This window comes from Hoeflea sp. IMCC20628, assembly GCF_001011155.1.
In the GTDB taxonomy this organism is placed as follows: domain Bacteria; phylum Pseudomonadota; class Alphaproteobacteria; order Rhizobiales; family Rhizobiaceae; genus Hoeflea.
In genome coordinates, this window is the sequence record NZ_CP011479.1 from 936,956 (window position 1) to 954,993 (window position 18,038).

The window sequence follows — 18,038 nt, forward strand, 5'->3', positions numbered from 1 at the left end:
AAAGCAGTATTGACCAGGCCGCGCGCAAGCTGACTGTTGATATTAATGCGCTCGTTATATCGCTTGGTCCAAGTATAAATGATGTTGAGAGTGCCATATGTAAATTTCCAGACAATATAATTGCAGATTTATATATGACAATGCATATGCCCTATGCGAATTACTCACGTGAAAATGAAAAAATATATGATTTCTTTAAAAGGAATTCAGAGTATTCAAAAAATTTCAAAACGCTGCACCGAAAAATATTGGATTACATTGGTGTAGTGAGTATTGCTTATGAGGAGGGTGCTCCGGTAATGACAGACATTGAGTTTGACGTCGTCAAAGAGTTAGCTTTCAAGATTGAAGGTCTCGCTTCAGAGGACCTAACCAAATTTTATGAAGCTGTTGGATCAAGGCTTTCAGAAAAATTTGAGAAGATCACCCACAAGGTGCCGATGCTGTCGCTCGACAACGCGTTTTCCGACGAGGACGTGCGCGACTTCGTCCATTCGGTCTACCGTTTCCTCGGGCAGTTGCCGGACCAGTCGATTGCGCTGACCGCCGAACCGAAAATTGACGGGCTGTCGATGTCGATCCGCTATGAGGACGGCAAGCTGGTGTCGGCTGCGACCCGTGGCGACGGCACCACCGGCGAAAACGTCACCGCCAACATCAAGACCATCTCCGAAATCCCCAAACAGTTGCCCAAGGGCGCGCCCTCCGTCGTCGAGGTGCGTGGCGAAGTCTACATGGCCAAGGACGACTTTCTGGCGCTGAACGCGCGCATGGAGGCCGAGGGCAAGCAGACCTATGTCAATCCGCGCAACACCGCCGCCGGATCGTTGCGCCAGCTCGATGCCAAAATCACTGCCAGCCGTAAGCTTCGCTTCTTTGCCTATGCCTGGGGCGACATGTCGGAGATGCCGGCCGACACCCAGCACGGCATGATCGAGGTGTTTTCTGCCTGGGGTTTTCCGGTCAATCCGTTGACCAAACGGCTTCACAGTGTCGAGGAGCTGATTGCCCACTACAACACCATCGGGCTGGAACGCGCCGGGTTGCCCTATGATATCGACGGCGTTGTCTACAAGGTCGACCGGCTCGACCTGCAGGCCCGCCTTGGCTTCCGCTCGCGCAGCCCGCGCTGGGCCATCGCCCACAAGTTCCCAGCTGAAAAGGCCGTCACCAAGCTCACCGCCATCGACATCCAGGTCGGCCGCACAGGCGCGCTGACCCCGGTGGCACGGTTGACGCCGGTCACCGTCGGCGGCGTTGTCGTCACCAACGCAACGCTGCACAATGCCGAGGAAATCGCCCGGCTTGGCGTGAAGATCAACGATCTGGTCGAAATTCAGCGTGCCGGCGATGTGATTCCGCAGATCCTCAAGGTGGTCGAGTCGCCTGACGACGCGGTCGAATTCGAGTTTCCCAAAACCTGCCCCTGCGAGCTGAAGACCGAGGTCATCCGTGAGGAGACCGCGGGCGGTGTCGAAGGCGTCATCCGCCGCTGTTCGGGCGAATTTGCCTGTCCGTTCCAGCGCAAGGAACATCTCAAGCATTTCGTCTCGCGCAAGGCTTTCGACATTGACGGGCTGGGCGAAAAGCAGATCGAGTTCTTCTATGATGACACCACGCTGCCGATCAGGCAGCCTGCCGACATCTTCACGCTGAAGGCGCGCGACGAAGCCAACGGCTTGCAGCGGCTGAAAAACCGCGACGGCTATGGCGACACCTCGGCGCAGAAGCTGTTTGACGCCATTGATGACCGGCGCACGATTGCGCTCGACCGGCTGATCTTCGGCCTCGGCATTCGTCATGTCGGCGAGCAGACCGCCAAGACGCTTGCCCGCGCCTATGGCGACTGGGCCTCGGTGCATCAGGCGGCGATTGCGATTGCGGCTGGCGACAAGGCCGCTATCGAGGAGATGGACGCGCTCGACGATATCGGTCCGGCGGTGGTCGAATCCATCGGCCGTTTCTTCGGCGAGCCGCACAATATCGAGATGGTGGAAAAGCTGGTCGATGAACTCACCATCCTGGAAGCCGAAAAACCGGCGCAGCATTCCCCCGTCGCCGGTCTCACCGTGGTGTTTACCGGCAGTCTCGAAAAGATGACCCGGGATGAAGCCAAGGCGATGGCCGAGCGACTGGGCGCCAAGGTTGCCGGCTCGGTGTCGAAGAAGACCGACATCCTGGTTGCCGGGCCGGGTGCAGGCTCCAAACTCACCAAGGCGCAAGGCTTGGGCGTGCGCACCATGACCGAGGACGAATGGTTCGAGCTGGTGGGCTGACACACGTCGCTTCAAGCTGGATCCAGGTGACGGGCATTAGCCTGTTTTTTCGAGTGTCAGTATTGCAAAACCGTTGCACACATTTGCGCGATATGCCTTAGGCAACATCGCGTGCCGTTGGCCCGTGAATCTGACCGGAGGGCGTGTCGATGCCTTGTGGTGGCGGAGCGACCATCGTTTGGTTCTTGCCGCTGCGCTTGGCATCATACATCGCCTCGTCGGCGCGCTTGATCAGCATTTCCGGGGTTTCGTCACCTTCCCACAGGGCCAAACCGATGCTGATGGTTACCTGACTTGCCGGGGTGTCTCCCGAGGTGTTCAACCGGAACGATTCAACGGATTTGCGAATCCGCTCGGCCACGGCGGAAGCTTCGCTTGCGGTGGTGCCGGTCAGCACCACGAGGAATTCCTCGCCACCGTAGCGTGAGACGATGTCGCCGTCGCGCAGGGCGAGGCTGATCTTGTTGGCCACCCCCTTTATGCACTCATCACCGGCGGCGTGGCCGAGGGTATCATTGAGCTGTTTGAAATTATCGATGTCGAGCATCAGGAAGGCTATAGCCCGCCTGGCGTAAGTGGTGTCGCTCCAGATTCGATCGACATCTTCCTGGGTTGAACGCCGGTTCTGAATTCCGGTCAGCGGGTCGAGATTGGCAATCACCTGCAATTCGGCATTGAGGCTCGCCAGTGCCTCCTGGTCGCGAAGTTCGCGGATTTTCGATTTGAAGCTTTTCCACTGGCTTCTCAGAGTCGCCTTTCGCGTCGAGGCAAAAGCAACGATCGCGCCGCTGTAAAAAAGGCTGGTGCTGAGCGCCAGCCAAGGATCGGGGACCGGACCGATGATGACCATGCCGGCATGGAGAATGATTGCTGCGATAACCCCGGCGACCGTCCAGCGAAACCCGATGGGAAAGAACAGGATTGCGGTGGCCACCGTGAACAACGCTCCGGTGAGATAACGTTCAAACAGCGAGACCCCGCCCAGTGCCCCCAGTGCACCAGACCCGATCATGATGGTCGCCGAGACCATAACCAATGTCGCGCCTTGGACCCAACTTGCCCGCTGCCGTCCCCAGAGCAGGTAGAGGCCAAGCAGAATGGATGAGACAACAAGGCCGCGGATGATCAACGTCGGAATCAACAGTGAGGGGCTGACAAGGTAATCGAAAGACATCAGGAGAAAGTTGAAGACGAAAGCTGCCTGCAGCCAGGCGCGTGCCTTGAGCGAATGCGCCGCCCAGGAATAGCTGTCGTAGAGCGCACTGAGCGCAGGCGACGCATCGGGGGTACAGCTATCCTGCGTCAGCACCCGGTCAGGAAGCATCACGCGATCAGTCATCGCTGTTTTAAGCGCATCATTATAGACGCGCTGGCTGTGTGCCCGGTGATTGTCTTTCACGGTGTTCCTCATTGCGGCCGGAGCGTAGCAGCGGTTTGTTAAGAAGGGCTTTCCGGTTGGTTACACTTTGTGGCATCAAACAGCGGTGTCGCGGCGGGCGGAACAATGCGCATCAGGGCGATGATCGTCAGACAAGACGGGTGCCGCACCCGCTTGCGCAGATCAGTGCGAACCTGTCGGGCAACGTCTCGTTGCACCGAGCCGGGCCAGATCAAGGATCCGGGCCACATATCACCCGTTCGGGTGATTGATTGCGACAGGTTCAGCCTGCTTACTCCCATTAACCGCACATAAAACAGGAGACGCCGTTCAGGGGTGGCGTGGCATTTTTCGTTCGGGCGACATCGGGTAGAGCCATGCATTTTCCTGGACGTCAAAAGGCAATGGGGAACGTACATGAAACTGAAAACGACTGGCATTGTTAGTCTTGCAATCCTGCTTTCAGCCTGCCAGACGCCTTCCTCCTCATCCAGGTCGGAGGCAGCCGGCACTGAAACAGCCGCGTCCGAAATCTTCGATACCGCCGCTGCGGCTTCGACTGCCACTGCTTTTGCCGCGACGCAGGCTGCTCCGGCGGTGTGTTCAATCGCGCTTCGAGGCGGGCCGCCGCCAATACCGGCAAAAGGCGCTGATTTTGCGAAGAATGCGGTTGGCAAAAACCTGGCACGCAACGTCGGGCGCAATGTGCTCGGCAACATGATCGGCGGCGGCGTCATCGGTGCGACCGTGGCAAGCCAGGTGGTGCGCACGGAGCAGGATCTTGGCGGCAAGTGGATGGTGACCGACGGACATTCCAACTGTGGTTGCGAGGTTCAGATCAGAACCGGTGCTGGCGTCATCGCGCAAGGGTTCGGGAGCCGCAGCGGCTACAAGCTGAAAGATGCAAAGGGTGGAAACATGAAAAACCTGTCCTGCTCCAATCCACACCTCGCCAAGGTCGGCAGATTTGCGCTTGGATACAGTTTCACCGGCTACGATGCCACTCTGGCGATCGAAAGCAGTAACGGCCAGCCGGTGGCCGAGATGAAGCGCGATGGCATCAACTATTTCTCCGGCAGTCTGGCTGACGGAACCGCGGTTACCATGTGGCGGCGCGGCGGTTAGCGCCTCGTTTACACCAGCGCGAAGCGCATGATGACGAACAGCACGCCTGCCAGCACGGCTGCTGCGGGGACGGTGATCACCCAGGCGGCGATGATCTGCAGGAAATGCGAGCGTCGCACCAGCTTGCGGCGGCGCTGTTCGGCCAGTTGGCCTTTGGCAGGTTCGGTTTCCGGGGTGTTGATCTGGTGGCGTGCGACATAGTCGGCCCGCCGGGTGGATCGTTCCGTGTACCATTCGCGGAAGAAGCCGACACCGAAGACTGCACCGACGGCGATATGGGTGGAGCTGACCGGTAATCCCAGCCCGGAGGCGATGATCACCGTGATCGCGGCTGACAGCGCCACGCAATAGGCCCGCATCGGGTTGAGTTTTGTGATCTGGTTGCCGACCATGCGGATCAGTTTCGGTCCGAACAGCAACAGCCCGAGCGAAATGCCGGCTGCGCCGACCGCCATGACCCAGAGCGGGATCACCACCTTGGCGGCAACGTCGCCATATTCGGCGGTATGGACGATCGCCGCCAGCGGACCGACCGCATTGGCCACGTCATTGGCGCCATGGGCGAAGGACAAGAGTGCAGCTGAAAAGATCAGCGGCAGGCCGAACAGTTTGCGCAGCGACTGATTGCGGTTTTCAAGCCCGCGCGACTGCCGGGCGATCAGCGGCCGGGCTGCCAGCCAGCTCAGCACCGCGACACCAAGGCCGATCAGCATTGCCATGCCGAAGGAGATCTGGATCAGCGCCTTGACGCCCTTGAGCGACAGATAGGCAGCAAATGCGCCCGACATGATGGCGATCAGCACCGGAACCCAGCGCCGGGCGGCGGCGATCTTGTCTTCCTGGTAGATGATGAAGGTCTTGATGAAGGCCAGGAACGCGGCTGCGATCAGACCACCGAGAAACGGCGAGATCACCCAGCTTGCGGCAATGCCGCCCATGGTCGGCCAGTTGACTGCGTCAACGCCGGCTGCGGCAATGCCCGCGCCCATGACGCCACCGACAATCGAATGGGTGGTCGACACCGGCGCGCCAAACCAGGTGGCGAGGTGGATCCACATCGCAGCCGACACAAGCGCTGCCATCATCACCGAGATGAAGACCGCCGGATCGGAGACCGCGACCGGATCGATGATGCCCTTGGAAATCGTCGAGACCACGTCGCCGCCGGCAATCAGCGCGCCGGCACTTTCGAAGATTGCCGCAATCGCCAGCGCCACGCCGAGCGTCATCGCCTGCGAGCCGACCGCCGGACCGACATTGTTGGCGACATCATTGGCGCCGATATTGAGCGCCATATAGGCGCCGATGGTGGCGGCGGCGATGATCGTCACCGAGCCCGGCTGGCCGGTGACGAAGACGGCGGCAATGACGGCGCAGAGGAAGATGAACACCAGCGCCAGACCGGGCGTGACAAAGCCGCGATTGATCAGGCCGGTGGCCTCTTCCATGGTCGCGAACTTGTCGAGATCCTTGTCGAGTGTGGGTTTGCGGTAAGTCTCGGTCATTGGGCGCACTGTCTCCCCGGTGGACGGCATGACGCGACGAAGGCCGGCGTTCTGACGGATGCCTGATGTGGATGAACGTCTGCCGCAGGTCCGTCAAGCCGGGCCCGCCTGTATCAACGGGTTTTATGTGCAATCGACCAATATGGACGCTCTACCCCCAAGATTTCAGCGTTTTCGGGCAATTTTATGGTTGTGTCGGCAGTTGTCAGGCGCGTCCAAAACACCGATAAGGCAGCAGCACGCCGCCGCAATTGCCGCAGCGCAGGGCCATCCGGCCTGTCTTGGAGGCCCAATGAGCAGATTGTTCGAAGAACTCGATTACCGCCCGACGCCGATTGGCGCACTTGTGCTCCGGCGGCGGCGCGAAGCCCGGCTCGGGATCGACATTCTCGAGATCAAGCTCGGCGAAGAGCACCTGATGTCGGACCTGTTCACGGCCTCGGAAATCGCCCTGGCAGATCTCGGTCTCAAAGCGTGCGCAGGCGAGGGGCTGGATGTGGTGGTCGGCGGGTTGGGGCTTGGCTTTACCGCCAAGGCGGTGCTTGATGCGTCGCGCACCGGCTCGTTGATCGTCGTCGAGTATCTCGAAGCGGTGATCGACTGGCACCGCACCGGCCTGTTGCCGCTCGGCCCGGAGCTGACGGGTGACCCGCGCTGCCGCTTGGTGGAGGGCGATTTCTTTGCCATGGCCAAGGGCGACGGATTTGATCCGGACGCGCCGGGCCGCCAGTTCGACGCCATCCTGCTCGACATCGACCATTCCCCCGACGCGCTGCTCGATGCCCGCAGCGAGAGTTTTTATCAGCCCGAGGGGCTCGAAAAACTCGCCGCCCACCTCAAGCCCGGCGGCATCTTTGGCCTCTGGTCCGACGCGCTCACTGACGACAGTTTTACCGAGCGGCTGGCAAGTGTGTTTTCAGAGGCCTGGGCCGAACCGGTGACATTCCACAATCCGCTGCAGGACAAGCCGTTCACCCAGACGGTGTATCTGGCCCGGAAGGGTTAGGGGCGGGGAAACTGGACGATGGTGCTGCGTGTTCTTTGCCCTTCTCAGAGGTGCGGGTGGTGATCTGAATGGTGCGAGCCGGTCAGTTCCTTCACCATCAACATGGGCTTTCGGGATATTTGGAACCCGGGATTCAGTTGGAATCTGATCCGGTTTTCAATCCGGTTTGGTAAAATTGGTCTTCTTCATTGTTGAGAATGGACCTTTGAACCAGACCAATACAATCTTTTGCTGCAACCTGCGGAACCAAGAGCTCGGTGGTCTCGCGTGACTGCGACCCGACGCTTCGGCCTCGAGATCGTCGCCATTGGTATCAAAAGAACTCGGGCATTTGCCAATTGAGGATAACAATATGAAATTTCTGGGAAGCAAATTGCTGGCCACGGCAGCGGTAATCCTTACCGTTTCGACGGGGGTTTCGAATGCTGAAACCTTGCGGCTTCTGACTTGGGGAAGCTATGCGCCGGATGAAGTGATCAAGTTGTTCGAAGCCGAATACCCGGACATCACAGTCGAACCGACATTCTCGAACAATGAAGAAATGATCGCCAAGCTGCGCGCCACGGGCGGCTCCGGTTTTGATCTGGCACAGCCCGGCTTCAACCGTGTCACTGCCGCCCAAGAGGAATTCGACATCTACAAGCCGATTGACCTTTCCAGGATCAATGTCGACGCGCTGCGCCCTGACTTCCTCGAGAAGGTGAAGCAAGTCGCGTCGGTGGATGGGGTGGTCTACTCGGTCCCGCACATGTGGGGCACGTCCGGTCTCGTCGTCGACAAGTCGCAAGCGCCTGAGATCAATGATTGGCTGGATATTTGCGATGCGAAATACGAGGGCAAGACCTCCATGCGCCTGAAGCGGTCGATCCTCGTCGGCTCCGCCTTCGCCATGGGCTACAACCCCTATGAGGCCTACGCCGACCTTGACGAGTACAAGAAGATTCTTGACGAGGTGGGCGAAAAGCTGATCGCCTGCAAGTCCGTTATCAAGACCTACTGGACCGGTGGTGACGATCTCTCCAACCTCATGCTGTCCGGCGAAGTCATAGCCTCCGACACCTGGGATTCGACGGCTTTCAAGCTTCACCGCGAGAACGCCAATCTTGTCTATGTGCCACCGAAATCCGGTACACTCGGCTGGATTGATACCTTCACATTGCCAAAGAAGGGGGAGGCGGACGACGCAGCCTACAAGTGGATCAATTTTCTGCTGCGTCCGGACATCATTCCCTTGATCTCCGCCAGCACCGGTTCGGTTGTCGCGACCAAGAACGGCATCGATCTGCTGCCCGGCGACATGAAGACCATTGTGGCCGAAGCATTCACCGAGGAAGATCTGGCCAATATCAAGTTCGCCGCTCAGATTCTGCCCGGCGTCGAGGATATCGAAGGCCAGGTGCTCGAGCGAATCAAGGCCGCTTCCAACTAGCACTGCTGCTGTTTGCCGGGAGAGCCTCTCCCGGCAAACGACTGGCAATTGCCGGAATTTTATCGTCTGTTCGGCTTGTTTGACTGCTTGTGCGGGCCCCGATTGGGATGACGCATCGATTGGAACCCCGGTCCGTCACTGCGCGCAACCAGATCCGCCAACCCCATCGTCACGCTTCATCTTACCATCAATCCTATTCAATTGACTGGTCAGCAATGCTGACCTATCCCTCCGGGCACAGGAGAGCTTTTCCATGTCCCCAAGCCGGTCCGACTTCTTTCAGGGCGTTCGCGACAGCCTGCCGATCGTTGCCTCTGCCGGGCCGTTCGGGCTGCTGTTCGGCGCGCTGGCTGTCGACAACGGCATGACGGTCGGCGAGGCGGTGCTGATGAGCGCCTCGGTCTATGCCGGCGCCAGCCAGATGGTCGGGCTGGAACTGTTCGGCGCCCGGGTGGCGCCGTGGCTGATCATTTTGTCGGTGTTCGCGGTCAATTTCCGCCATGTGCTCTATTCGGCGGCGCTGGGGCGGAAAATGGGGCTCATCCCGGGCTGGCGCAAGGCATTCGCGCTCTTCTTTCTCACCGATCCGCATTATGCCGCCGCCGAAGCGCGGTCTGAAAAGCGGCAGCCGGTGAACATGGGCTGGTATATGGGCATGGCGCTGCCGGTCTATATCATGTGGGTGATCGAGGCCTGGATCGGGGCGCTGTTCGGCCGCTTGATCCCGCACCCGGAAGCTTTCGGCATAGATTTCCTGCTGCCGATCTATTTTCTCGGCCTGGTGCTTGGGTTCCGCAAACGGCCCAACTGGCTGCCGGTGGTGATCGCCTCCGGGCTTGCCTCGGTGCTGGCGTTCCATCTGGTCGGTTCGCCCTGGCACGTCAGCCTCGGCGCACTGGCGGGCGTCGCCGTTGCGGTGCTGTTGCCGCTGCCGCTGCCGCCGCTGGGTGACCCGGCTGGCGAGACGGAGCACCTGTTGTGAGCGGTGACTATCTCGGCATGTCCTTGAATTTCTGGATCATCATTGGTGCGGCGCTGGTCACCTATGCGACGCGGGTTGGCGGCTATCTGGTGCTGTCGCGGTTCAAGCGGGTTCCGCGGCGCGTCGATGCGGCGCTCAATGCGGTGCCCGCCGCGGTGCTGACCACGCTGGTGGTGCCGGCGGCAGTGTTTCAGGGCACGGCCGAGACCCTGACCCTGCTGGTCTGTCTGGTGATCGGGCTGAGGCTGCCGATGATGGGCATGTTCTTCATCGGCTGGGCGGTGATTGTGGCGCTGAGGACTGTCGGGCTGTAGGGCCGGACAGCTCCCGCCACTCGACCGGGTTTCGTGCTACATTCGCCCGGTCATTTGCGATCAAGGAGGCTGTCATGACACATGCCGAGGGTGGATGCCTGTGTGGCCGGGTACGTTACGCCGTCAATGCGCAACCGTCACGATTGACGATCTGCCATTGCAAATTCTGTCAGCGGGCAACCGGCAGCGCCTATCTTGTCGAACCCGTCTTCGAAGACGCGAATTTCTCCGTCACTAAAGGCGAGGTGAAAATCTACGATCATCGCTCGGAAGGCAGCGGCAAACTGGTTCACGTCCATTTTTGCGAAAACTGCGGCACCAAATTGTATTTGAGGTTTGAGCGGTTTGCCGGGGCCGTCGGCATTTACGGCGGAACATTCGACGATCCCAACTGGTTTGATCGCCCGGCGGACACCTCGAAACAGATTTTCCTGAGCGTGGCGCAAACCGGAACCGTCATTCCCGCAGGCGTCAACTGCTTTCAGGAGCACGCAACCACCGCCGACGGGATTGCCATCGAGCCGACCGTTTTCGCCGAACCACATGTGATAAAAGCCCGGTGATGTAGAAGCAATTTGCCTCTTTGCAGCCCGGATCCAAACTGGAGGCAACCATGAATTTACCCGACATAATGAGCGGCGTCGTGCTCACAGGCCATGGCGGGCCCGAGATGCTCGAATGGCGCGATGATCTGCCGGTTCCGGTTGCGAGCAAGGGTGATGTGATCATCCGGGTGGGTGCCGCCGGCGTCAACAACACCGATATCAACACGCGTACGGCGTGGTATTCGAAGGCTGGCGCCAAGGCAGACGATGCCTCCTGGTCCGGCACGCCGCTGACGTTCCCGCGGGTTCAGGGCGCCGATGTCTGTGGCCGGATTGTCGCCGTTGGCGAGGGCGTTGATGCAGCTCGCATCGGTGAGCGGGTGCTGATCGAGCCCTGCTTACGCGAAGCCGACGGCCAGAGATTGCAGACACCTTGGTATTTCGGATCGGAATGCGACGGCGGTTTTGCCCAGTACACACGGGTTGCTTCGCGCCATGCTCACGCCATCGACAGTGATCTCAGCGATGTCGAACTGGCCTCGTTTCCCTGCTCCTATTCCACGGCCGAAAATATGCTGACCCGCGCCGGCGTGCGCGAGGGTGACACGGTTTTGGTGACAGGCGCATCAGGCGGCGTCGGTTCGGCGACCATACAACTGGCCCGTGCCCGCGGTGCCGAGGTGATTGCAGTCACAAGTGCCGCCAAGGCCCAGGAACTGGTGCAGCTTGGCGCCACCAGGACACTCGACCGCAATGATGATTTCGTTGCCGAGATTGGCGCAAGCAGCGTCGATGTCGTGGCTGATCTGGTCGCAGGTCCGAAATTTCCCGCCTTGCTCGATCTGCTGTGCCCCGGCGGGCGTTATGCGGTTGCCGGCGCCATCGGCGGCGCAATCGTCGAACTCGACGTGCGCACCCTGTATCTCAAGGTTCTCAGTTTCTTTGGCTGCACGGTGCTCGAGGCGCAAGTGTTCGGCAATCTGGTCGGCCGCATCGAGCGCAAGCAGATCGCGCCACTGGTGGCCGAAACCTACCCGCTGCGCGACATCGGAGCCGCCCAGCAGGCATTTGGCGAGAAGGGCTATATCGGCAAGATCGTGCTGCAGGTGGACTAACTCGTCCGCCTCACAGCGCCCCGGTCGCAGCCTCCAGCCAGGCAAGCGCCGGGTCGCCGGCCAGCAGCGGCGCGAGTTCACCGCGCACCCGCGCATGATAGGCGTTGAGCCATTCGATCTCGGCGGTGTCGAGCAGATCGGTCAGGATCAGCCGTTTGTCGATCGGGCACAGCGTCAGCGTCTCGAAGCCGAGCATCGGCTTGTCGCCGCCGTCGATGTCGCGCGGTTCGTGTACGGTGACCAGGTTTTCGATGCGGATGCCGAAAGCCCCGTCACGGTAGTAGCCGGGCTCATTCGACAGGATCATGCCGGGCAGCAGTTGTTGCATGCCGCGACGCGAGATCGTTTGCGGGCCTTCATGCACCGAAAGGTAGCTGCCGACACCATGGCCGGTGCCATGGGCGAAATCGACGCCGGCTTTCCACAGCGAGATGCGGGCGAAAGCGTCGATATCGAGGCCGCGCGTGGCTTCAGGGAAGCGCAAGCAGCTGATCGAGATCATGCCTTTGAGAACCAGTGTGAAGAACCGCTTTTGCTCCTGCGGCACGTCACCTACGGCAATGGTGCGGGTGATGTCGGTGGTGCCGGCGACATATTGGCCGCCGGAATCGACCAGCAGCATTTCTCCGGCGTTTACGCGCCGGTTGGTCTTTGTATTGACGCGGTAATGCATGATCGCCGCATTGGGGCCGGCGCCCGAGATGGTGTCAAACGACAGCGCCTTGAGCGGCATCTGCATGGCTTGCCCGGTGGTACGACGGAACTCCTCGAGCCGGCTGGCAGCAGCAATTTCATCAACTGAGCCGGGCTGCTGGTCGTCAAGCCAGGCGAGGAACCGCACCATCGCAGCGCCATCCTGGCGGTGCACGCTGGCGCTGCCTGCAATCTCGGCGCTGTTCTTGACCGCCCGCGGGATCCGCGCCGGATCGGCAGCGCTGAGCACCGTCCCGCCAGATTGTCCGATCAGCATGGAGACCGCATGCGGGGCCACCGATGGATCGACCAGAACAGTGCCACCGTTCCGGCCAAGTTCCTTGAGTGCGTCATCGAAGTCTGATGGCGGTTCGAGATCGGCCAGTTGCGTGAGATAGGCCTCGGCCTCAATGCCGGTCTTGCGCTTGTCGATGAACAGCAGCGGCCTGCCGGTCGCGGGTATGATGGCACGCGACAGCGGATGCGGCGTCGAGGGCAGGTCCTGGCCACGGATGTTGAAGCTCCATGCGACCGAAGAGGGATCGGCCAGAATCACGGCATCGGCGCCGGCGTCGCGGGCGTTGTCGGCAATCATCGCCAGTTTTTCGCGCGCAAGTTTACCTGCATACTCGATCGGCTGCAGCGTCACCGTGCCGAGCGGCGGTTGCGGCCGGTCCTCCCAGATTTCGTCGACCGGATTGTGGTCGAGAAACACCAGACTGCCGCCGAGTACTTTGAGCGCGGCTTCCAGGCGTGTCACTTCGCTCGACGGCCATGTCCATGGATCAATTCCGAGCTTCAGCCCGCTGTGGTCCGAAGCCTCGATAAATGCCGCCAACGGTGTGGCGATCAGATCTTCGTATGTGAAGACCTGACCATCGGTCTGCGCCCGGACTTGCGCCGCATAGCGTCCGTCAACAAACAGATGGGCCTGGTCAGCGAGCACCAGCACCAGTCCGGCCGAGCCGGTGAAGCCGGTCAGCCATGTCAGTCGCTCGGCGCAGTCAGGCACATATTCTCCCAGATACTCGTCCGAACGCGGAACCGCGACGGCGTCGACGCCGGATGCGGCAAAACGCTCGCGAAGCCGGGTCAGCCTGCCGGCCGCCTGGTCAGGGGACGAAAGCACTTCGAAGTTCTGAAACATCATGGGATCCTGAATAAGCCTAACTCTGCCGACCTTATAGCAAATCGATGCCGGATTGGCAGCCGTTGTCGGCGGTTTTGAATTTTGTTTGAAGTTCGGGCTTTGCCCATTAATTGACACATTTCATGCAAATCGGTGGTCTGCCTAAAAAGTTAACAAGTTGCATTGCTCGTAGGCTTTGCATGCGCTGTATGCATAGCTGCACTGCAGCATTAATGCTGGCATCAAGGCGATAAACACCTATCTTATGGCTACAGGAGGAGTGAACGATCACTCAACCAAAGGGAAATATCAAATGTCCGGCAATTTTTTCAAAACCGCTCTCGACCGCATCGTAACTGCCCGCGAACGCCAGGTTCGCCGCTATGTGAATGGCGCGCTTCTGGGCATGGACGACAGCCAGCTCAAGGCTCTTGGCCGCACCCGCGAAGAAATCCAGCGCGAAGGCGCGCAGTCCTACCTCTACTAGGATTGCACGGTACGCGGATCGGATCTGCGATCCTCATCAGTTTTAAACGGCTCCTTCGGGGGCCGTTTTTTGTTGCGCTGCTGTTTGCGATTTTACTGCATTCACTTCAGATGAATCGTCACCCAGCCATTGCGCCACAGGGTTTCGACGTGGCGCATGCCCTGGGTGTTGAACGCGGCCAGAACCTGCCAGCGCTGGCTGGCCAGAATGCCTGACAGGATCACCGAGCCGCCCGGGGCGAGGTTGCGCTTGATATCCGGCGCCATGCGCATCAGCGGCCGGGCCAGAATGTTGGCGATGATCAGCCCGAATGGGCCGGAGCGCGAAAACGCGGTGGAATGAAACCCGGTCGCGGTGACGCAATTGATCTGGCTTGTGCAGTGGTTGTGCCTGACATTGGCGGCGGCCACGCGGGTGGCGATCGGATCAATGTCGGTAGCCAGGCACCAGATCGGTCCGAGCTTGGCCGCGGCGATGGCCAGCACACCGGAGCCGGTGCCCAGATCGAGAACCGGATCCACGCCGCGTGGTCCGCGCGGGTGGGCGCGCATCACCTTTTCGATCATTTCCAGGCAGCCGGCGGTGGTTCCGTGATGACCGGTGCCGAACGCCTGTCCGGCTTCCAGTTCGATCGCCAGATCATGCGGCCGTACCGCAGCGCGGTCATGGGCGCCGTGGACCAGAAACCGTCCGGCGCGCACCGGCTTGAGGCCTTCGAGTGACTTGGCGATCCAGTCGGTATCGTCGCCAAAGACTTCGGTTTCGATCATGGCATCTGGAAACGGGCCAGCCAGGATGGCGGCGATGCGGTCCTTCAGCTCTGCCTCGGGCTCGCCATTGGCGTAAATTGACGCCTCCCACAGCCCTTTGGCCTCGTCGACCTCCATCGTGGCGATGGGCAGACCCTCGTCTTCGAAAAAGTCGTTGAGCAGATCAAGTGCCCGGTTGGCACCGGCTTCGTCGGTGACGATGTAGTATCGGTGTTCGCTCACGATGCCTTGCTTCCTTCGTCGTTTGTCGCCTGACTGGCGGATATTTCTTCCGCCTTGCGGGCAGTCTTGCTGGCGGCTTCGGCGCGCGCATCGTCCTTGGGCAAGCCAAAGCTCAGGATCCGGTCGTTCTGTCCGGGCGTGTTGGATGAGGTCGCGGCAAACACGATCGTCCCCGACGGCTTGATCCATAACAGGATCAGTGCGCCCTCGGGGCGCGACGCCTCATAGGCATCCCAGCCGAATTCATCGGTCAGGCGGGTGAGCTGGAAGGTCCAGCCGTTGAGCAGCTTTTCCCGCAGATCCAGAAAGCTGACGGATTCCTTGGTCAGCGACCGTCCGCCGAGCGTGAAGTTCAACGCCTTGCGGGCCTTCTCGTCGATACGGCCGATCTGGAAGACATGGCTGCGGCCCAGTTCCGGTCCGAAATCGGTGCACACCAACGCATTATAGGCGTCGTTGTCGCCGGTCGCGATCAGGTTCGAAAAGCTCTTCGGATCAATGCTGTGGTGGGCTGATTCCGACAGCACCTCGCCGAAATAGACCGGAATGCTGGCGAGCCGCGCCTCGGCCAGATGGTTCCAGTTCTGGTCGGCCAGCATCACCGGTATCTCAGCTTCCTTGAGCTTGAGGGCGAGTGCCGTTGACCAGCGCGATCCACCAACAATGAGTATGCCGGGCTTGGATGCCTTCTTGAGCTTCAGGAAGCTCGCCAGCGGCGCCAGGGTGAAGCCGTGCAGCACGATGGTGGTGACGACGACAGCGAAGGTGAAGGCCACCATGCGGCCGGCATCCTCGACGCCAACATCAGCCAGCAGCGTTCCGAACAGGCCGGAGACGGCGACGGCGACAACGCCGCGGGGTGCGATCCAGGCGCTCAGCAGGCGCTCCTGCATGGTTGCGCCCGAGCGGATGGTGGCGAGCATGATGGCGACGGGGCGGATGACCAGCAGCAGTGAGGCAACAAACAGTGCTGCGCGCCAGTCGAGCGAACGGATATCATCGATGCTCAGCGACGCCGTGAGAATGATGAAGACGCCCGAGACCAGAAGCGTGGTGATGGTTTCCTTGAAGCGGCGCATGTCGGTGAGCGAGGCAATTCGGCTGTTGGCAAGCACCATCCCCATCACCGTGACAGTGAGCAGGCCGGATTCCTCAAGCAGCGTGTTGGTCGCGGCATAGACCGCCACCACCGAGGCAAGAAGCACCGGGGCCTTGAGGTATTCGGGCACATGGCCACGTACGAACGACCAGACAATCAGTTTTGCGGCTAGCCAGCCGCCAACAATAGCCACGGCGAAACCGGCCAGCAGCAGCACGATCAGGTTGTCGGCTTCATGTATGCCGATATAGACGAGGATGACCTCGAAGGCGACAACGGCGAAGAGCGCGCCGATCGGGTCGTTGACAATGGCTTCCCAGCGCAGCAGCGAGGCGGGGCGGGCATCGAGCTGGGCCTGGCGCAACAAGGGCATGATCACCGTCGGTCCGGTGACCACCAGGATGGCGCCCAGCACAATCGCCGTCGGCCAGCTCAACCCGCCGATGTGATGGGCGGCGAAGGCCGCCATGACCCAGGTCAGCGGGCCGGCATACATGATGATGCGGCGAACCGCAGTCGAGGTCTCGCGGATTTCCTTGAAATTGAGCGTCAGCCCGCCTTCAAACAGGATGATCGCCACGGCGATCGATACCATCGGCCTGTAGATCGCGCCAAAGTCAGCCGCCGGATTGAGGAACCCGGTTGCCGGTCCGGCGATGAAGCCAGCGGCGAGCAGCAGCACGATGGCCGGCAATTGCAGCCGCCAGGCAAACCATTGCGCGGCAATGCCCGCGGCGCCGATGACGGCCAGTTTGAGAACGATGTCATCCATGTCAGTCCCCCGTCGCGCGCCCCGAATGCGTTCCGGGACAAGTGCGTGACGTTCTATTGAACGTCCGCGAAACGCTGTAAAGCGCTGAAATGGTGCGCGGGGCTAAAAGTTCCACCCAAATAATGGCAGCGTGACCGGTTTCAGAGCAGGTTTTCAAGCTTGGCTACAGCCGTTTCCGGGTTTTCGCCCCAGGCAATGGTGCTCTTGAAGCGGCCTTGCGCGTCGAGCAGGAACACCGAAGCGGTGTGGTCCATGGTGTAGTCGCCTTCGGGGTCCTTGACGTCAACCGGCACCTTCTTGGCGTAGATATTGAAGCCCCGGACAACCTCGTCGATCTTCTCGGGCGATCCGGAGATGCCGATCACCCGGTCAGTGACACCCGACACATAATTGCCGAGCAGTTCCGGCGTATCGCGCTCGGGGTCCACGGTGACAAAATAGGCGCCGATCTTGTCGCCATCGGGATCGACCTGCTTGAGCCAGCCATCAAGCTCGTAAAGTGTGGTCGGGCAAACTTCCGGGCAATGGGTGAAGCCGAAAAACAGCGCTGTCGGCCGGCCGCGAAAGGCAGCCTCGGTGATCGGCGCGCCGGACTGGTCGACAAGCTCGAACGGTACGCCATAGGGTTTAGCGGCGATCTCGTTCTCGGTCACCTGCCATTCATAGGTAAACCAGCCCAGAACCACGGCAAACACGGCGATCAGCGCCCAAAGGGCAATGCGAAGGGCTTTCATCGAAGTCTCCAGCTTGGCCCTCAGCCGCAGCCATCCAGGGCTGCACAGGCAGGGCCGGTATATTCAGGTCAATTCACAGGCACCAGGCAAGCCCGTTGGCCGCAAGCACGTTCAACAGCGCCGGTCCGTTCGTCTGCCAGGCCGCAAACACCAGTGCGGTCGCAACCGCTGCAGCGATGAGGCCCAGGGCACGGGGAAGCATTCCCCTCCATGGACTTGATTGCGGTGGATTGGCGGGCGCGGCGGTCATGCGCCCTATCTAGCGCGCCGCAGAGGCGATGCCAAGCGGCCCCGGCCTCTCCGGCAGTTGACGCGCGCTTGTGCCGCAGGATTTTTTGCCGCCCGCGCCGTATCTTTTATTTGTCGCCTGCAAGGTCCATATGCGTTTGATCCGATTCATCGGTGGCGCAGCGGGAACCGATCAGGCCCTGCGGCGTTGCCGGCACAAGGAGATTTT

The 18,038-nt window shown here is 60.5% G+C and carries 15 protein-coding genes and 1 pseudogene; 9 read left to right on the forward strand and 7 right to left on the reverse strand.

Going from position 1 to position 18,038, the window contains the following annotated elements; all coding sequences use genetic code 11:
* Window positions 1-278: 278 nt before the first annotated feature.
* Window positions 279-2,276, forward strand: a pseudogene (ligA, locus tag IMCC20628_RS04400) (NAD-dependent DNA ligase LigA); the annotation flags it as partial.
* A 97-nt stretch (window positions 2,277-2,373) separates the two neighbouring features.
* On the opposite strand, the gene IMCC20628_RS24160 reads toward ligA, so the two are convergent.
* The gene (locus tag IMCC20628_RS24160) at window positions 2,374-3,675 is read right to left on the reverse strand and encodes a GGDEF domain-containing protein (protein ID WP_052766294.1); all 1,302 of its coding nucleotides are present in this window, start codon (window positions 3,673-3,675) and stop codon (window positions 2,374-2,376) included.
* Between the two features lie 396 nt (window positions 3,676-4,071).
* On the opposite strand from IMCC20628_RS24160, the gene IMCC20628_RS04410 reads away from it, so the two are divergent.
* Window positions 4,072-4,779: a hypothetical protein gene (locus IMCC20628_RS04410; protein WP_047029203.1), complete on the forward strand. Its 708-nt coding sequence runs from the start codon at window positions 4,072-4,074 to the stop codon at window positions 4,777-4,779.
* 8 nt (window positions 4,780-4,787) lie between these two features.
* Here IMCC20628_RS04410 and IMCC20628_RS04415 read toward each other — a convergent pair whose 3' ends face one another.
* Window positions 4,788-6,284: an inorganic phosphate transporter gene (locus tag IMCC20628_RS04415; RefSeq protein WP_047029204.1), complete on the reverse strand. Its 1,497-nt coding sequence runs from the start codon at window positions 6,282-6,284 to the stop codon at window positions 4,788-4,790.
* A 292-nt stretch (window positions 6,285-6,576) separates the two neighbouring features.
* Here IMCC20628_RS04415 and IMCC20628_RS04420 point away from each other — a divergent pair, with 292 nt between their 5' ends.
* From IMCC20628_RS04420 to IMCC20628_RS04445, 6 genes are all read left to right on the forward strand, one after another.
* Window positions 6,577-7,290 carry a spermidine synthase gene (locus tag IMCC20628_RS04420; protein WP_047029205.1) on the forward strand — a complete coding sequence of 238 codons (714 nt, stop codon included), beginning with the start codon at window positions 6,577-6,579 and terminating at the stop codon, window positions 7,288-7,290.
* Between the two features lie 352 nt (window positions 7,291-7,642).
* Window positions 7,643-8,719: an extracellular solute-binding protein gene (locus IMCC20628_RS04425; RefSeq protein WP_047029206.1), complete on the forward strand. Its 1,077-nt coding sequence runs from the start codon at window positions 7,643-7,645 to the stop codon at window positions 8,717-8,719.
* 253 nt (window positions 8,720-8,972) lie between these two features.
* Window positions 8,973-9,701, forward strand: a complete 729-nt coding sequence (locus tag IMCC20628_RS04430; protein WP_047029207.1) for an AzlC family ABC transporter permease — start codon at window positions 8,973-8,975, stop codon at window positions 9,699-9,701.
* A 17-nt stretch (window positions 9,702-9,718) separates the two neighbouring features.
* Window positions 9,719-10,015, forward strand: a complete 297-nt coding sequence (locus IMCC20628_RS04435) for an AzlD domain-containing protein (protein WP_047032254.1) — start codon at window positions 9,719-9,721, stop codon at window positions 10,013-10,015.
* 74 nt (window positions 10,016-10,089) lie between these two features.
* Window positions 10,090-10,578: a GFA family protein gene (locus tag IMCC20628_RS04440; protein ID WP_047029208.1), complete on the forward strand. Its 489-nt coding sequence runs from the start codon at window positions 10,090-10,092 to the stop codon at window positions 10,576-10,578.
* A 50-nt stretch (window positions 10,579-10,628) separates the two neighbouring features.
* A complete protein-coding gene (locus tag IMCC20628_RS04445) occupies window positions 10,629-11,675 on the forward strand; it encodes an alcohol dehydrogenase family protein (RefSeq protein ID WP_047029209.1) in 1,047 nt (348 codons plus the stop codon).
* Window positions 11,676-11,685: 10 nt separating this feature from the next.
* Here the strand turns inward: IMCC20628_RS04445 and IMCC20628_RS04450 are convergent, their stop codons facing one another.
* A complete protein-coding gene (locus IMCC20628_RS04450; RefSeq protein ID WP_047029210.1) occupies window positions 11,686-13,515 on the reverse strand; it encodes an aminopeptidase P family protein in 1,830 nt (609 codons plus the stop codon).
* Window positions 13,516-13,810: 295 nt separating this feature from the next.
* On the opposite strand from IMCC20628_RS04450, the gene IMCC20628_RS25365 reads away from it, so the two are divergent.
* Entirely contained in the window at window positions 13,811-13,984 is a 174-nt protein-coding gene (locus IMCC20628_RS25365; RefSeq protein ID WP_047029211.1) for a hypothetical protein, read from the forward strand.
* A 101-nt stretch (window positions 13,985-14,085) separates the two neighbouring features.
* Here the strand turns inward: IMCC20628_RS25365 and IMCC20628_RS04460 are convergent, their stop codons facing one another.
* The 4 genes from IMCC20628_RS04460 to IMCC20628_RS25765 all read right to left on the reverse strand — a co-directional run bounded on the left by IMCC20628_RS04460 (window position 14,086) and on the right by IMCC20628_RS25765 (window position 17,783).
* On the reverse strand, window positions 14,086-14,976 hold the full coding sequence (locus IMCC20628_RS04460; protein ID WP_047029212.1) for a 50S ribosomal protein L11 methyltransferase: 891 nt from the start codon (window positions 14,974-14,976) through the stop codon (window positions 14,086-14,088).
* Window positions 14,973-16,847 carry a sodium:proton antiporter gene (locus IMCC20628_RS04465; protein WP_047029213.1) on the reverse strand — a complete coding sequence of 625 codons (1,875 nt, stop codon included), beginning with the start codon at window positions 16,845-16,847 and terminating at the stop codon, window positions 14,973-14,975. The genes IMCC20628_RS04460 and IMCC20628_RS04465 overlap by 4 nt, the downstream gene beginning before the upstream one ends.
* A gap of 140 nt (window positions 16,848-16,987) precedes the next feature.
* A complete protein-coding gene (locus IMCC20628_RS04470; protein ID WP_047029214.1) occupies window positions 16,988-17,581 on the reverse strand; it encodes an SCO family protein in 594 nt (197 codons plus the stop codon).
* A 73-nt stretch (window positions 17,582-17,654) separates the two neighbouring features.
* Window positions 17,655-17,783, reverse strand: coding sequence for a hypothetical protein (locus tag IMCC20628_RS25765; protein ID WP_280949426.1), 129 nt, complete (start codon window positions 17,781-17,783; stop codon window positions 17,655-17,657).
* Window positions 17,784-18,038: the final 255 nt, after the last annotated feature.

Excerpts from the sequence above, each read along its gene's own strand:
- IMCC20628_RS04410 (WP_047029203.1), top strand. The coding sequence starts at position 4,072 with ATGAAACTGAAAACGACTGGCATTGTTAGTCTTGCAATCCTGCTTTCA.
- IMCC20628_RS04415 (WP_047029204.1), bottom strand. The coding sequence starts at position 6,284 with ATGACCGAGACTTACCGCAAACCCACACTCGACAAGGATCTCGACAAG.
- IMCC20628_RS04420 (WP_047029205.1), top strand. The coding sequence starts at position 6,577 with ATGAGCAGATTGTTCGAAGAACTCGATTACCGCCCGACGCCGATTGGC.
- IMCC20628_RS04425 (WP_047029206.1), top strand. The coding sequence starts at position 7,643 with ATGAAATTTCTGGGAAGCAAATTGCTGGCCACGGCAGCGGTAATCCTT.
- IMCC20628_RS04430 (WP_047029207.1), top strand. The coding sequence starts at position 8,973 with ATGTCCCCAAGCCGGTCCGACTTCTTTCAGGGCGTTCGCGACAGCCTG.
- IMCC20628_RS04435 (WP_047032254.1), top strand. The coding sequence starts at position 9,719 with ATGTCCTTGAATTTCTGGATCATCATTGGTGCGGCGCTGGTCACCTAT.
- IMCC20628_RS04440 (WP_047029208.1), top strand. The coding sequence starts at position 10,090 with ATGACACATGCCGAGGGTGGATGCCTGTGTGGCCGGGTACGTTACGCC.
- IMCC20628_RS04445 (WP_047029209.1), top strand. The coding sequence starts at position 10,629 with ATGAATTTACCCGACATAATGAGCGGCGTCGTGCTCACAGGCCATGGC.
- IMCC20628_RS04450 (WP_047029210.1), bottom strand. The coding sequence starts at position 13,515 with ATGTTTCAGAACTTCGAAGTGCTTTCGTCCCCTGACCAGGCGGCCGGC.
- IMCC20628_RS25365 (WP_047029211.1), top strand. The coding sequence starts at position 13,811 with ATGTCCGGCAATTTTTTCAAAACCGCTCTCGACCGCATCGTAACTGCC.
- IMCC20628_RS04465 (WP_047029213.1), bottom strand. The coding sequence starts at position 16,847 with ATGGATGACATCGTTCTCAAACTGGCCGTCATCGGCGCCGCGGGCATT.
- IMCC20628_RS04470 (WP_047029214.1), bottom strand. The coding sequence starts at position 17,581 with ATGAAAGCCCTTCGCATTGCCCTTTGGGCGCTGATCGCCGTGTTTGCC.
- IMCC20628_RS25765 (WP_280949426.1), bottom strand. The coding sequence starts at position 17,783 with ATGCTTCCCCGTGCCCTGGGCCTCATCGCTGCAGCGGTTGCGACCGCA.